A 14,097-nucleotide genomic window follows, 5' to 3' on the forward strand; every position below is an offset into this window, starting at 1 on the left:
TGCCGGCCTTTCCCCGTCGTTCACGTCCGCGCAAGCTGCCGCTCCCCCATCGGTGCCAGCCTCCGACCGGGCACGACCAGACGGAGGACGTCCTTGACAGTGAGAAGAACCCTCACCGCGCTCACCGCGGCCGGCGTCGCGGCCGCGAGCCTGACCGGCGCCACCTCGGCGTCGGCCGGTGGGCACCACCACCCGGGCAAGCCGCTCGCCTTCGACCGGGTCGCCACCTACCCGGTCTTCCAGAACCGGCCGGCCGGTGAGGACCCCGCGTCCCCGACCGTCGCCGAGATCTCGACCGTCACCCCCGACGGCCGCACCCTGATCTACACGGACGCGCTGGGACGCCGCATCGGCTTCCTCGACATCTCCCGCGCCGACAAGCCCCGCGGCCTCGGCACCCTCTCGCTCGCGCAGCTCGGTGACGCCGAGGACGAGCCGACGTCGGTCAGCGTGGTCGGGAAGTACGTGCTGGTGGTCGTCAACACCAGCCGCAGCTACACCGAGCCGTCCGGCCGGCTGGACGTCATCGAGCTGGCCACCCGCAAGCGTGTCGCGAGCTTCGACCTGGGCGGCCAGCCCGACTCGATCGCGATTAGCAAGGACCAGCGGTACGCGGCCATCGCCATCGAGAACGAGCGCGACGAGGAGGCCACTCCGCCCGGTGGCGACGAGGGCGATCTGCCCCAGCTCCCCGCCGGCTTCGTGCAGATCGTCGACCTGACCGGCAGGTCGCCGGCCAACTGGCGGCTGCGGCCGGTGCCGCTGACCGCCGCCGACGGCACCGCGCTGCCCGCGCTGGTCGCGGCCGGGATCACCGAGCCGACCGACCCGGAGCCGGAGTACGTCTCGATCAACGGCCGCAACCAGCTCGCGGTCACCCTCCAGGAGAACAACGGCATCGCCCTGGTCGACCTGCCCACCGGTCGGATCACGAAGGTGTTCGGCGCCGGCACCGCCACGGTCAGCGGGATCGACACCAAGAAGGACGGGGTCATCGACCTCACCGGCTCGATCACCGACGTGCCGCGTGAGCCGGACGCGGTGGCCTGGGTCGACGACCGGTACCTGGCCACGGCCAACGAGGGCGACTGGCGGGGCGGCAGCCGTGGCTGGTCGGTCTTCGACAGCCGCACCGGCGCCGTCGCCTGGGACGCCGGCAACACCTTCGAGCGGCTCGCCGTCACGTACGGGCTGCACAACGAGGACCGGGCCGCCAAGAAGGGCACCGAGCCGGAGGGCGTCGCCGTCGCCGAGTACGACGGGGTCCGCTACGGCTTCGTCGGCTCGGAGCGCAGCAACTTCGTGGCCGTGTACGACCTCAGCAACCCGACCCGGCCGGTCTTCCGGCAGGTGCTGCCCTCCACGAACGGGCCGGAAGGGCTGCTGCCCATCCCGTCCCGGGGTCTGATCGCCATCTCCAGCGAGGAGGACGACGCCTCGGTCAACGTCCGGGCCTCCGTCTCCCTCTACCAGCTGGGCAGGGGCACGCCGGCCTTCCCGACCGTGGTGTCCGCGAACGACGGGCAGGGCACGCCGATCGGGTGGGGTGCGCTGGGCGCGCTGAGCGCGGTGCCGGGCAAGCCGGACCAGCTGTACAGCGTCACCGACGCCGCGTACAGCTCCACGCGGATCCTCACCATCGACGCCGAGCGGACCCCGGCAGTCGTCACCGGTGCCCTGCCGGTCCGCGACGCGGCCGGCCAGCCGGTCGGTTACGACGCCGAGGGCGTCTTCGCCCGCCCGCAGGGCGGCTTCTGGCTGGCCGTCGAGGGCGCCAAGGGCCCGGAGAACAAGCTGGTCCGCCTCGATGCGGCCGGGGTGACGAAGCAGGTCGTGCCGCTGCCGGCGGACGTGGCCGGCGGGCTCGCCAAGCAGGGCCTGGAGGGCGTCACCGCGACCACCGACCGGAGCGGCCGGGAGATCGTGTGGGTGGCCGTGCAGCGTGAGGTCGCCACCGACCCGGCCGGTGTCGTCCGGCTCGGCCGGTACGACGTGCAGGCGGGCACCTGGAGCTGGTACGGCTACCAGTTGGGCAGCACCAGCGTGCCCGGCGACTGGATCGGCCTGTCCGAGATCACCGTGGTCGGCGACCGGCTCGCGGTCATCGAGCGGGACAAGCTGAACGGCCCGAACGCGGCCCTCAAGCGGGTCTACACCGTGCCGATGCCGAGCACCGCCGCGACTGCCGGCCCGCTGCGGATCCTGCCGAAGACTCTCGCGGTCGACGTGTTGCCCGCGCTGCGCGAGACGAACGGCTGGACGCAGGAGAAGCTGGAGGGCCTGACCGTGGCCGGCAACGGCCAGGTGTACGCCATCACCGACAACGACGCCGTCCAGGACGCCACCGGCGAGACGGTGTTCCTGCGGCTCGGCACCGCCCGGAAGGTCTTCGGCCGAGGCTGACCCGACCGTCGTCGATCATGCAGTTGTGGTGCCTCGCGAAAAGGGCAGACCAGCCTCGATCCGGCACCACAACTGCATGATCGCGGGGCGTGGGAGGACTTCAGCCGTCGGGTAGCGCGGGGCCGCCGTCGAGGATCGGGGCGAGCAGGTCGCCCGACGCCTCCACCCGCCGCAACACCTCGCCAGCCGTGTACGGCTTCGTCGCCGGCCGCCTCCCGGCCGCGCCCGCCGCCACCTCGTCCCAGGTCAGCGGTGTGGACACGGACGGCACCGGCTGGGCCCGCAGCGAGTACGGCGCCACCGTGGTCTTGGCCGCGTTGTTCTGGCTCCAGTCGATGAACACCTTGCCGGGGCGCAGGTTCTTCGCCATCTTCGACACGACCAGCTTCGGGTGCGCCCGCTCCAACTCCTGGGCGATCCGCCGGGCGTACGCGGACACGTCGTCGGAGGAGCGTGAGCCGTCGACCGGGCAACAGAGCTGCATGCCCTTCTTGCCGGAGGTCTTCGGGTAGCTGTCGATGCCGTCCTCGGCGAGTCGGTCGCGCATCAGCAGCGCCACCTGGCAGCACTGCTTGAGTGCCGCGGGCGCGCCCGGGTCCAGGTCGACGACCATCATGTCCGGATGCTCGCCCACCTTCCACTGCGGCGTGTGCAGCTCCAACGCGGCCAGGTTGGCCAGCCACACCAGAGTGGGCAGGTCGTCGCAGACCACGTAGTCGATGGTCTCCCGCCCCTTGCTCGACCCGGGGGCGGGCAGCGTCTCGGTGCGTACCCAGTCGGGGGTCGCGGCGGGCTTGTTCTTCTCGAAGAACGAGTTGCCGTCCACCCCGTTGGGGAAGCGGATGCGGGTCAGCGGCCGGTCCCGCAGGTGCGGCAGGAGCACCGGGGCGATCCGCGTGTAGTAGTCGATCACCTCGCCCTTGGTGAACCCGGCGGCGGGATACAGCACCTTGTCGAGGTTGGACACCTCCAGCGGACGCCCCTCGACGTCCACCCGGAGCCGGTCAGCCGGCATCGTCGACCTCCTCGGGCGGCTTGTCCGGTCGCAGCCGGAGCACCCGGGGGAACCGTAACCGCCCGTCGGGGGTGCGCTGGCCGTACTTCACCTCCACCACGACCTGGGGCCTTACCCAGATCGCGCCCCGGGCATCCTCGCGCGGCACGTCACCGGCGAACGGCGAGTCCGGTGCCCGCAGCGGCTCCAGCTCGGCGAGGAGCTGCCGTTCGACGGCGGCGCCGATCCCGCCACCGACGCGGCCCCGGAAGGTGAGCCGGCCGTCCGGGCGGGGCACCCCGACCAGCAGGCCGCCGAGCCGGCGGGCGCCCGGCCGCCAGCCGCCGACGACGAAGTCGCCGGTGATCTCCAGCTTGACCTTCACCCAGTCCGGCGAGCGGACGCCCGGCCGGTAGACCGACCCGAGCCGTTTCGCCATCACCCCCTCCAGGCCGTGCTCGCCGGCCGCCTGGTAGGTGGCCTGCCCGTCAGGGAAGGTGGGCGGGACCGCCCAGCGCGCGCCGCCCAGGCCCAGGCCGTCGAGGGCCTCCCGGCGACGCTCGTACGGCCAGCCGGTCAGGCTCTCACCGTCGAGCCGGAGCAGGTCGAAGATCATGTACGTCACGGGCATGACCGCCGCGAGCCGGGCCGCCTTGTTCCGGTCCCGGACGTGCATGCGCTCGGCCAGCGCGGTGAACGACGGCTGCCCGTCGGTGAACAGGACCACCTCACCGTCGAGCAGCGCGTCACCGACCTGGGTGCGCAGGGTGGCCAGTTCCGGGTAGGCGGCGGTGATCTCGACGCCGGAGCGCGCGTACAGCTGCTGCCGGCCGCCGGAGATGTCGGCGAGCGCCCGGACCCCGTCCCACTTGAACTCGTACGCCCAGCCGGCACCCGCCGGGAGCTGCCCGGTCATCGCGAGCATCGGCTTCAGGGGTGCGCCGGGCACCTCCTGACTGTAGTTCGCCGCCGAAGTCCTCGCGCAGGCTTCGATCATTTGCGATCCTGGGCTTTACCGGGGAGAGGAGCCGGCATGCGTGCCATCTGGAAGGGAGCGGTCTCGTTCGGGCTGGTCTCGATCGCGGTCAAGCTCTACTCCGCCACGGAGGAGAAGGACATCCGGTTCCACCAGGTCCACCGGGAGGACGGCGGCCGGATCCGCTACAAGCGCACCTGCTCGATCTGTGGCGAGGAGGTGACCTACGACGACATCGCCAAGGGCTACGACATCGGCGGCGGCGAGATGGTCATCCTCACCGACGAGGACTTCGCGGAGCTGCCGTTGAGCACCTCGCACGCGATCGACGTGCTGGAGTTCGTCCCGGCCGAGCAGGTCGACCCGATCCTCTATAACAAGGCGTACTTCCTGGAGCCGGAGGGCTCGGCCACCAAGCCGTACGTGCTGCTGCGGGACGCGCTGCTCGACTCCGAGCGGGTCGCGATCGTCAAGGTGGCCCTGCGTCAGCGGGAGCAGCTCGCCACCCTGCGGGTCCGTGAGGGTGTGCTGCTGCTCAACACGATGCTCTGGCCGGACGAGGTGCGTACCCCCGACTTCGGTTTCCTGGACGAGGACCTGAAGGTCCGTCCCCCGGAGCTGGCGATGGCCAGCTCGCTGATCGACTCGATGACCGGCGAGTTCGAGCCGGACGCGTTCACCGACGACTACCGGGCCGCGTTGCAGGAGGTCATCGACGCGAAGGTGGAGGGGCGGGAGGTGGTCCAGCCGGAGGAGGTCGAGGAGGCTCCGGCGGCGGCGGTGGACCTGATGGCCGCGCTGAAGGCGTCGGTGGACCGGGCCCGGGCCGCTCGCGGCGAGCAGCCGGCCCGCGGCGGCGGGGCCGAGCCCACGCCGATCTCGTCGGCCCGCTCGGCGCAGAAGGCCGCCGCGCAGAAGAAGGCGACCAAGGCCCCGGCCAAGAAGGCCGCCGAGAAGAAGGCCGCGCCGAAGAAGGCGGCGGCCAAGAAGACCACCGCGAAGAAGACCGGCGAGGCCGCGAAGAAGACCACCAAGAAGACGGCCCCGAAGAAGACCGCCTGACCTCTCCCGGCCTTGCCTTGACGTCGGCGGCAAGGTCTAGCGTCGACTCGACGCCACCGGCGAGGGGAGGTCCGATGCTGATCGGTGAGCTGGCGGAACGCGCCGGCACCAGCACCCGGGCGCTGCGCTACTACGAGACGCACGGGCTGGTCCGCCCGGCCCGCTCAGCGAACGGCTACCGCGTCTACGACGAGGCCGAGCTGCACGTCGTACGCGAGATCCGCTCCCTGCTCGCGGTCGGGTTCGGGCTGGACGACATCCGCCCGTTCGTGGCCTGCCTCCGCGCCGGCAACGCCTCCGGCCACGTGTGCCCGGACTCGGTGGCGGTGCTGCGCCGCAAGCTCGCCGAGGTCGACGCGGGCATCGCGCGGCTGCACACGGTCCGGCAGGAACTGCGGGACCAACTCGCCCACGCCAGGAAACAGCGGGAGGAAACATGCCTGAGGTTGCGCACGCCGCCCTCGTCACCGTGACCGACGACTCCTTCGACAGCACCGTGCTGGCCGCCGACCGTCCCGTGGTGGTCGACGTCTGGGCCGAATGGTGCCCGCCCTGCCACGCCATCTCCCGCAGCCTCGCCGAGTTGGCCGAGGAGTTCGCCGGACGGCTGACCATCGCCACGCTCGACTCCGACGAGAACCCGGCCACCACCCGCCGCTACCAGGTCATGTCGCTGCCGACCCTGCTGGTGTTCCGCCACGGCGAGCTGGTCGGGTCGCTGGTCGGCGCGCGGCCGAAGAACCACCTGCGCCAGGCGCTGGAACGCCACCTCGAGGAGTGAACCGGCGCGCCGTCGCCCCCGTTGGGTACGCTCCGCCGGCCGCCCACCCTCCGGAGGAGACCCGTGCCGTACACCCCTGACCTGGACCGGTTGCTGACGCCCGGCGCGCGCTTCGCCGACGAGCACCGCGGGTACGTCATTGAGGCGCACGCGGTGGACGACATCGTCCTGCCGACCGGCCAGGTGGTGGGCTGCGACCCGCTCGTCTGCCCGGAGAGCGACCCATTCACGGTGACCGTGCCGCCGGGCCGGCACCGGGCCCGCGCCTGGGTGGCGGTGGTCCTCGCCGACGGCGCCGAGGTGGACCGCCGGGTGGCGGCACTGGAGCTGGTGGTGGTGGACGACGAACCGACGGTCCGCTGGGAGCCGGCCCTCGTCGGCGACCAGGACCCGGCCCGGCTGGGCGCGGACGACTACTTCGGCTACGGGGTGGACGCCGGCACCGGCACGTTGGCAGACGTGGCGGCGCTGCGGGTGCTGGAGGACTGGGACTACGAGCGGGTCGAGGAGGTCTTCATCCCGGCCACGATCCCGGCGGAGCCGGTGCCCGGACTGATCACCGCGGTCCTGGACGAGACCACCGGCGCGAACGTCGTCACGGTCAGCTCGGGCTGGGGTGACGGCTGCTACGGGACCTGGATCGGGCGGGCCGCCGACGGGCGGGTGACCTCGTTCGTGACCGATTTCATGGTGGTCCCGGACGACCCCGCGCCGCGCTGACGCCCCCGTTCCGCAGCCTGATACGTGATCGTCACCGATCCGGGGAGGGCACGGTGGGCGTCCGGGCAGGTACCGTGTGCGTCGACTTTCTCCCCCGGCACCCGTGCCGGCCACACCTTCGCAGCAGGGAGTCGACGCCGTGAGCGAGCGTACGCAGAACCGGACCAAGTCGGAGCGGCGGCTGGCCGCCCAGCTTGCCGAACAGAAGGCCGCCGAGGCGAAGCGCCGCCGGCAGGCCTGGATCGGCGGGCTCGCCGGCGTGGCCGTGGTGGCCGTGCTGATCACCGTCTTCGTGATCGTCGCCCAGGGGAACGACGACGACGCGGCCCCGCAGGCCGGCGCGAGCCCGTCGGCGTCCGCCGGGCTGGACGAGCAGCCCACCGCGCCGCCCGCCCCGCAGCTGCCGGAGGGCGCCGACCCGGCCCTGGCCACCCGGCCGGAGGTCAAGGCGGGCACGGGTGACCTGACCAAGCTCACCGTCACCCCGCTGATCAAGGGCACCGGCCCGGCGGTGAAGTCCGGCCAGACGATCACCACGAACTACGTGGGCGTGTTCTACAAGGACGGCAAGGAGTTCGACGCGTCCTGGAACAGCGGCCAGCCGGCCAGCTTCCCGATCGGCGTCGGCCAGGTCATCAAGGGTTGGGACCAGGGGCTCGTCGGCGTCACCGTCGGCAGCCGGGTCCAGCTCGACATCCCGGCCGACCTGGCCTACGGCAACGACGGTGCGGGCGGCCGACCGGCCGGCCCGCTGCGCTTCGTGGTGGACGTGCTCGCCGCGCAGTAGTCCCGGGTGGGGGCCCGGCGCTCGGCCGGGCCCTTCACCTGCCGGCGGTGCGGTTGACGACAGAGGGCTTCCAACCCGTCACACACCCCCGATAGGTTCGTGGACGGCGGAGCCGGACGACGCGGACGCGGAGGTGCACGTGACGGCACTGGACAGCCTCGGGCGGACCGCCCGCATGTTGTGGACGCACTACGAGCCCGTGCACGCCGTCACCTACTTCCACCCCCGGGCCCGGGCCGCCTACGAGGCGGTCGGCCTGCGCGGCTACTGGCGGGGCTACTTCGCCGGCCGGGCCGCCCCGCTCGGCGAGACCGGGGCGGCCCCGGTGATCGCCGCCTTCTTCACCTTCGCGCCGCCGATGGTCACGCGGGCCCTGCCGGCGGTCTGGCGGCTGGCCACCCCGCAGGAGGCGCTGCGGGCCCGGCTCACCGGCGCCGTGCAGGCGCTGGCCGAGTTGACCTACGAGCTGCCCGAGAAGCACCTGGTCGAGGCGGCCGACCTGCTGGAGGCGGCCGCCGGAGCGGCCGAGACGGCCGGGCGGGTGCTCGGCGCGGCCAACGCCGCGCTGCCCGCCGGCGAATACCCGCTGGCCCGGCTCTGGCAGGCCGCCACCACGCTCCGGGAGCACCGGGGCGACGGGCACATCGCCGCCCTGGTCGCCGCCGATCTCGACCCGGTCGAGACCCTCGCCTGGCGCGTCGCGGTCGACATCCCGGCGCAGCACCTGCTGGGCCGGGGCTGGCTGGAGGACCAGTGGGCCGACGCCCGCGACCGGCTGCGCGCCCGGGGCTGGCTCGACCGGGACGGCGCCCCCACCGAGCGGGGCCGGGCGGAGTTCCAGGCGATCGAGGACGCCACCGACGCGGCGGCGGCGCGGCCGTGGCGGGCGCTGGGGGCGGACCGGGCCGACCAGCTGCGCGACCTGCTCGACCCGATCGCCCGGGCGGCGCACACCGTGATCCCGGTGGACAGCCCGATCGGCCTGCCCGCGCCGGGCGCCTGACGCCCGTTCCCCGGTGGGGCAGGATGGGCACGTGGTGGATGCGGTGATCTTCGACCTGGACGGCGTGATCGTGGACTCCGAGCCGGTGTGGGAGGAGGTCCGGCGGGCCTACGTGGCAGCGCACGGCGGAGCGTGGCAGCCGGACACCCAGCGCCGGCTGATGGGGATGAGCACGGGTGAGTGGGCGCGCTACCTGAGCGACGAGCTGGGCGTCGACCGTGGTGCCGACCAGGTGGCCCGGGAGGTCGTCGACGAGATGGCGCGGCGCTACGCGGCGCGCGTACCGGTGATCGACGACGCCGACCAGGTGGTGCGCCGGTTGGCGGCGCGGTGGCCGCTGGGGCTGGCCAGCTCGTCGCCGACGCGGTTGATCGCGGCCACGCTGGCCGCGACGGACCTCACCGACGTGTTCGGCGCGACCCTCTCGACCGAGGAGACGGCGCGGGGCAAGCCGGCCCCGGACGTCTACCTCACCGTGGCGGAGCGGCTGGGCGTCGACCCGGCGCGCTGCGCCGCGGTGGAGGACTCGTCCAACGGCGTACGCTCGGCGGCCGCCGCGGGGATGCGCGTGGTGGCGGTCCCGCACGGGTCGTATCCCCTGGATCCGGACGCGGCGTCGCTGGCCGCGGTGACCCTCGGGTCGATCCACGAGCTGACCGTGGAGACCGTCGCCGCGCTCGGCTGAGCCGTCCGTCCCCCGGCCTCCCCGATCGCCCGGTTACCGCCCGTCCGTCCGGCTGCCCGAATCCGGGGCCGCCCTCTCCTGCATGGGCCTGGACGGGCCGGGTACCGCAGCCGGGCGGCGCCCCACGCCGCCCGAGCCGCGGGAGTGAGGAGACGGTCATGAAGGCGATCGTGTACGAGCGCACCGGCGACCCGTCGGTGCTCCAGCTGGTCGATCGGCCCGTGCCGGAGCCGGGTCGCGGCGAGGTCCTCGTGCGGATGGCGGTTTCCGGGGTGAACCCGACGGATGTGAAGTCTCGCCAGCAGGGCCCGATGCCGGCCGACTGGCAGATCCCCGACCAGGACGGCGCGGGAGTCGTCGAGGCCGTCGGCGAGGGCGTCGACCAGGAGTTGCTCGGCGAACGGGTGTGGATCTGGGACGCCGCCTGGCAGCGGCCGTGGGGCACGAGCGCCGAGTACACGGTGGTGCCGGTCCGGCAGGCGGTGCGCCTGGGCGACGCCTCGTTCGACCTGGGCGCGTGCCTCGGTGTCCCGTTCCGCACCGCGCACCGCTGTCTGACCGCCGGCGAGTTCATGCCGGACGCGCTGCACGCCGGCGCGTTGACCGACCACACCGTGCTGGTCCAGGGCGGGGCGGGGGCGGTCGGCAACGCCGCGATCCAGCTCGCCCGGTGGGGCGAGGCCACCGTCATCGCCACGGTGAGCAGCGCGGAAAAGGCCCAGCTCGCGGCGGCGGCCGGCGCCTCCCACGTGATCAACTATCGGGAGCAGGACGTCGTCGAGGAGGTCCGCAAGATCGCGCCCGACGGGGTGCACGCCGTCGTGGAGGTCGCCGCGGCGACGAACATGGACGTCGACGCGCAGGTGATGCACGAGGCCGGGACGGTCTCCATCTACGCCTCCGACGCCGGGGACCAGATGAACGTGCCGACCATGCCGCTGATGCTCTCGAACGCCCGCCTGCAGTTCGTGATGCTCTTCCGGACACCGAAGGCGGCCAAGGCGCAGGCGGTCCACGACATCGCCGCGGCGGCCGCGCAGGGTGGGATCCGGGTGGGCGAGGACGCCGGGCTGCCGCTGCACCGCCACCCGCTCTCCGCTGCCGCGCAGGCGCACCAGGCGGTGGAGAACTCGACGGTCGGCCGGGTGTTGATCACCACGAGCGACCAGTGAGGCCACCGGGGCTGAGCTGCGAAGATTCGCGTCCCACGCGGGGGATTTCCCGGTCATCGGGACGTAGGCGAACAACTCTCGCAATAATGGCTTTGCGGGTCGCCCCGCATGGAACGGGCGGCCCCGGCGCGGTGCGAACGCCGGGGCCGCCCCTGGGGAGGAAGGTCTGTCGGGAGTTTCCCTACCCGTACAGGCGTCCACCCGCGGAAGAACGTTACGGGCCGGCCAGCTCCTTGACGGTCAGTTCGCCCTCCGCGTACCGCGAACGGACGACCTTCTTGTCGAACTTGCCGACGCTCGTCTTGGGGACGGCGTCGATGAAGGCCCAGCGCTCGGGCAACTGCCAGCGGGCCACCGACGTCGACAGGAAGTCGCGCAGCTCCTCCGCCGTGACCGTGGCGCCCTCACGGACCACCACCGTCGCCAGCGGCCGCTCGTCCCAGCGCTCGTCCGGCACCCCGACCACGCACGCCTCCAGCACCGCCGGGTGCCCCATCAGGGCGTTCTCCAGCTCCACCGACGAGATCCACTCACCGCCGGACTTGATGACGTCCTTCGCCCGGTCAGTCAGCGTGATGTAGCCGTCCGGGGACAACATCCCCACGTCCCCGGTGCGCAGCCAGCCGTCGCGGAACTTCTCCTCGTCCGGTGTCCCGTCACCCACGTACCGCGCGGTCACCCACGGGCCGCGGACCTCCAACTCGCCCACGGACGTCCCGTCGGCGGGCAGCGGCTCACCCGCCGGACCGACGATCCGCGCCTGGACACCGGCCGGGATGCGGCCCTGCGTGTAGCGGTAGCGCCAGGCCTCCTCGCCGGTCACCCCGGCCGGCGGACGGGAGACCGAGCCCAGCGGGGACATCTCCGTCATGCCCCAGGCGTGGATGACCCGGATGTCGTGCCGGTCCGCGAACGCGTGCATAAGCGCCGGTGGGCAGGCGGACCCGCCCACGATGACCTCCGTGAGCGACGAGGTGTCGACGTCGTGGTTGTCCAGGTAGGCCAGCAGGTCGGTCCAGATGGTCGGCACCGCGCCGGCCAGGGTCGGGCGCTCGGCGGCGATCATCTCGGCGATCGGCGCGGCCTGGAGGAACCGGTCCGGCATGATCAGCGAGGCGCCGGAGAGGAACGCGGCGAACGGCAGCCCCCAGGACATCGCGTGGAACATCGGCACGATGGCCAGCTCCCGGTCGGTCGGTGCGAGACCGAAGCCCTCCGGCATGCAGACCTGGAGCGAGTGCAGGTAGATGGAGCGGTGCGAGTAGGCCACACCCTTCGGGTTGCCGGTCGTGCCGGACGTGTAGCAGAGCGCCGCGGCGTCGCGCTCGTCCACCTCCGGCCAGTCGTACGTGTCGGGGCGACCGGCTAGCAGCGCGTCCCACGTGTGCACGGTGATCCGGTCACCGGCCGCCTCCACCAGCGGGGCCGGGTCGCCGCCGCCGACCACCACCACGTGCCGCACCGTGGTCATCTGGCCGATGGCCCGGGCCAGCAGCGGGATCAACGTCGTGTCGACCAGCACCACCCGGTCCTCGGCGTGGTTGGCGATGTAGGCGACCTGGTCGGGGAAGAGGCGCAGGTTGAGGGTGTGCAGCACCGCGCCCATGCTCGGCACGGCGAAGTAGGCCACCAGGTGCTCGTTGTTGTTCCACATGAAGGTGGCGACCCGTTCGTCGCCGGTCACGCCGCACTCGGCGCGCAAGCCGTGGGCGAGCCGGGCGGCGTCCCGACCGACCTCGGCGTACGTCATCCGGCGGGGCTCGGCGCCGGTCCACGTGACCACCTCGGCGGTGCCGTGCACGGTGGCGCCGTGTTCGAGGATCCGGGCGACCTGGAGGGGGGCGTCCATCATCGTGCTACGCATGGGTCACAAGTTAGTGTCGCCGGTCACATGTTGGGAACCCCGGAAAGCCGCCCGGCCCCCGCCGCGCCTCGTAAATTGTCCGGGTGAGCATCTCCTGGGCGGACTCGTACGTCGGGCAGCTTCGCGCGCTCGCCGGGGACCGGACGCTGATGTTCGTCGGCGCCCGCGCCGTGGTGCGGGACAACGCGGGCCGCATCCTGCTGATCCGGCGCTCCGACAACGGCCAGTGGGCGATGCCGGCGGGCGCGATGGAGCTCGGCGAGTCGATCGCCGACTGCGCGGTACGTGAGGTCCGCGAGGAGACCGGGCTGCGGGCACTGCGGGTGAGCGCGTTCGCCCTCTACACCGGCCCGGACCGCACCCACACCAACATGTACGGCCACACGTACCAGATCTTCACCACGGCGTTCCGCGTCGAGGAGTGGGACGGCGCCCTGGCCCGGATGACCGACGAGACCACCGACGCCGGGTTCTTCGACCGGGACCGGCTGCCGGCGCCGCTCTCGACGTCGGTGCCGGAGACCCTGGCCGACCTGGACGTCTTCGAACAGACGAACCGGCTGATCCTCAAGTAGCCGGGGCCACCCGAGGACCAGCCGGTCCCGAGGGTCAGACGGTCGGGTCCGTCGGCTCCTGCGCCTGCTGCACGTAGCGGAACCAGACGTCGGCGTCGGCCTGGTCGTCACGCCACTGGGCGCTGGAAGTGGTCACGGTGCCGTGGACGGTGAACGCCTCGTCCGCCGCGCCGCCCGCGGCCACCATGGGGATGGTGACGCTGGCCGTCGCGCCGGCGTCCAGCGAGCCCGCCGTGCAGACCAGCGGGTTGCCGGTCAGGTCGCACTGCCAGTCGGTGGTGCCGGTCGGCGGCGCCGCGTCGAGGGTCACCCCGGCCGGCCGCTCGACCGTGAGCCGCAGATCCTCGGCAGGACCGCTGCCGCTGTTGCGGACGGTGAAGGTGGGCGAGATCGCCCCGCCGGTGGTCGGCACCTCGACCTCCGGCCAGACGCCGGTGTCCAGGCCCGGCAACAGGCCCAGGTCCGGCAGGTACGCGTACGTGCTGGTCGCCGTGTCCGTGTTGTTGGTCCGGGTGACCTCCCGGGCGCTGGTGGACGCGGTCGCGGTCAGGTCGGTGACCGTGCCGGCCGCGCCCGTGGGCAGGACGAGGTACATGCGGAGTGGCTCGGCCGAGGCCCCGGGCGCTACCGGGCCGTAGATGTGGGTGCAGACGAAGGTGGTGTAGTCGCACGCCCAGCTGGGGTCCCCGGCGATCCGGCTGCCGGCCGGCGCCTTCACCGCCACGGTGAGGTCCTCGACGGTCGCCGCACCGATGTTGTCAACGGTGACGTCCAGGCGCACCCGTGCGCCGTCGGCCATGATCATCGCGTCGGTGGTGGTGAGCTCGAGCCGGAGGTCGGGTCGGGGCGCCGGGGCAGCCGCGGCGGGTGCGGCCGGCAGCAGCGCGGCCGAGGCGGTGAGGGTGAGGAGGGTGAGTCCGGTACGCAGTACGCGGTCGGAGGTCATGACGTCCCTTGTTTGCAGGGAGCCGCGCCGCGGCGTCGACCGCGGCGCGGCACGGGCCGGACGCCCCCGTCGACGCCGGCCGGGAGCCGCCCGGGGGCGGCTCCCTACAAAGGACGTTGACCGGCCTCG

General features: G+C 72.8%; 14 protein-coding genes. 10 read left to right on the forward strand and 4 right to left on the reverse strand.

Translation table 11 applies throughout. The annotated features are described in order from the left end of the window. Positions 1 to 99 precede the first annotated feature (99 nt). Positions 100 to 2,403, forward strand: a complete 2,304-nt coding sequence (locus GA0070620_RS19880) for an esterase-like activity of phytase family protein (RefSeq protein WP_231921866.1) — start codon at positions 100 to 102, stop codon at positions 2,401 to 2,403. A 100-nt stretch (positions 2,404 to 2,503) separates the two neighbouring features. On the opposite strand, the gene ligD (GA0070620_RS19885) is transcribed toward GA0070620_RS19880, so the two are convergent. Beyond that, positions 2,504 to 3,418: a non-homologous end-joining DNA ligase gene (ligD, locus tag GA0070620_RS19885; RefSeq protein ID WP_091593081.1), complete on the reverse strand. Its 915-nt coding sequence runs from the start codon at positions 3,416 to 3,418 to the stop codon at positions 2,504 to 2,506. Beyond that, positions 3,408 to 4,346 carry a non-homologous end-joining DNA ligase gene (gene ligD, locus GA0070620_RS19890; protein WP_091593083.1) on the reverse strand — a complete coding sequence of 313 codons (939 nt, stop codon included), beginning with the start codon at positions 4,344 to 4,346 and terminating at the stop codon, positions 3,408 to 3,410. The genes ligD (GA0070620_RS19885) and ligD (GA0070620_RS19890) overlap by 11 nt, the downstream gene beginning before the upstream one ends. Positions 4,347 to 4,430: 84 nt before the next feature. On the opposite strand from ligD (GA0070620_RS19890), the gene ku reads away from it, so the two are divergent. From ku to GA0070620_RS19930, 8 genes are all read left to right on the forward strand, one after another. Then, on the forward strand, positions 4,431 to 5,435 hold the full coding sequence (gene ku / locus GA0070620_RS19895; protein ID WP_091593085.1) for a non-homologous end joining protein Ku: 1,005 nt from the start codon (positions 4,431 to 4,433) through the stop codon (positions 5,433 to 5,435). Between the two features lie 74 nt (positions 5,436 to 5,509). Continuing rightward, a complete protein-coding gene (locus tag GA0070620_RS19900) occupies positions 5,510 to 5,908 on the forward strand; it encodes a MerR family transcriptional regulator (protein ID WP_091599044.1) in 399 nt (132 codons plus the stop codon). Beyond that, complete coding sequence (gene trxA, locus GA0070620_RS19905; protein WP_091593087.1) at positions 5,872 to 6,216, forward strand: thioredoxin; 345 nt, start codon at positions 5,872 to 5,874, stop codon at positions 6,214 to 6,216. The genes GA0070620_RS19900 and trxA overlap by 37 nt, the downstream gene beginning before the upstream one ends. A 63-nt stretch (positions 6,217 to 6,279) precedes the next feature. Beyond that, on the forward strand, positions 6,280 to 6,936 hold the full coding sequence (locus tag GA0070620_RS19910) for a DUF4241 domain-containing protein (protein ID WP_091593090.1): 657 nt from the start codon (positions 6,280 to 6,282) through the stop codon (positions 6,934 to 6,936). Between the two features lie 103 nt (positions 6,937 to 7,039). Beyond that, on the forward strand, positions 7,040 to 7,723 hold the full coding sequence (locus GA0070620_RS19915; protein WP_091593092.1) for an FKBP-type peptidyl-prolyl cis-trans isomerase: 684 nt from the start codon (positions 7,040 to 7,042) through the stop codon (positions 7,721 to 7,723). Between the two features lie 175 nt (positions 7,724 to 7,898). Next, entirely contained in the window at positions 7,899 to 8,726 is an 828-nt protein-coding gene (locus GA0070620_RS19920) for an SCO6745 family protein (protein ID WP_091599047.1), read from the forward strand. A 31-nt stretch (positions 8,727 to 8,757) separates the two neighbouring features. After that, positions 8,758 to 9,411, forward strand: coding sequence for an HAD family hydrolase (locus GA0070620_RS19925; protein ID WP_091593094.1), 654 nt, complete (start codon positions 8,758 to 8,760; stop codon positions 9,409 to 9,411). Between the two features lie 158 nt (positions 9,412 to 9,569). Next, positions 9,570 to 10,583: an NADPH:quinone reductase gene (locus GA0070620_RS19930; protein ID WP_091593096.1), complete on the forward strand. Its 1,014-nt coding sequence runs from the start codon at positions 9,570 to 9,572 to the stop codon at positions 10,581 to 10,583. Positions 10,584 to 10,797: 214 nt separating this feature from the next. Here the strand turns inward: GA0070620_RS19930 and GA0070620_RS19935 are convergent, their stop codons facing one another. Further along, complete coding sequence (locus tag GA0070620_RS19935) at positions 10,798 to 12,432, reverse strand: fatty acid--CoA ligase (RefSeq protein WP_172836604.1); 1,635 nt, start codon at positions 12,430 to 12,432, stop codon at positions 10,798 to 10,800. A 98-nt stretch (positions 12,433 to 12,530) separates the two neighbouring features. Here GA0070620_RS19935 and GA0070620_RS19940 point away from each other — a divergent pair, with 98 nt between their 5' ends. Continuing rightward, on the forward strand, positions 12,531 to 13,022 hold the full coding sequence (locus GA0070620_RS19940) for an NUDIX domain-containing protein (protein ID WP_091593101.1): 492 nt from the start codon (positions 12,531 to 12,533) through the stop codon (positions 13,020 to 13,022). A 34-nt stretch (positions 13,023 to 13,056) separates the two neighbouring features. Here the strand turns inward: GA0070620_RS19940 and GA0070620_RS19945 are convergent, their stop codons facing one another. After that, entirely contained in the window at positions 13,057 to 13,968 is a 912-nt protein-coding gene (locus GA0070620_RS19945) for a COG1361 family protein (RefSeq protein ID WP_091593103.1), read from the reverse strand. Positions 13,969 to 14,097: the final 129 nt, after the last annotated feature.

Origin of the sequence: Micromonospora krabiensis, assembly GCF_900091425.1 — a bacterium.
In the GTDB taxonomy this organism is placed as follows: domain Bacteria; phylum Actinomycetota; class Actinomycetes; order Mycobacteriales; family Micromonosporaceae; genus Micromonospora; species Micromonospora krabiensis.

Coding starts and splice junctions, on each gene's coding strand:
- ligD (WP_091593081.1), bottom strand. CDS start 3,418: ATGCCGGCTGACCGGCTCCGGGTGGACGTCGAGGGGCGTCCGCTGGAG.
- ku (WP_091593085.1), top strand. CDS start 4,431: ATGCGTGCCATCTGGAAGGGAGCGGTCTCGTTCGGGCTGGTCTCGATC.
- GA0070620_RS19900 (WP_091599044.1), top strand. CDS start 5,510: ATGCTGATCGGTGAGCTGGCGGAACGCGCCGGCACCAGCACCCGGGCG.
- trxA (WP_091593087.1), top strand. CDS start 5,872: ATGCCTGAGGTTGCGCACGCCGCCCTCGTCACCGTGACCGACGACTCC.
- GA0070620_RS19920 (WP_091599047.1), top strand. CDS start 7,899: ATGTTGTGGACGCACTACGAGCCCGTGCACGCCGTCACCTACTTCCAC.
- GA0070620_RS19930 (WP_091593096.1), top strand. CDS start 9,570: ATGAAGGCGATCGTGTACGAGCGCACCGGCGACCCGTCGGTGCTCCAG.
- GA0070620_RS19935 (WP_172836604.1), bottom strand. CDS start 12,432: ATGGACGCCCCCCTCCAGGTCGCCCGGATCCTCGAACACGGCGCCACC.
- GA0070620_RS19945 (WP_091593103.1), bottom strand. CDS start 13,968: ATGACCTCCGACCGCGTACTGCGTACCGGACTCACCCTCCTCACCCTC.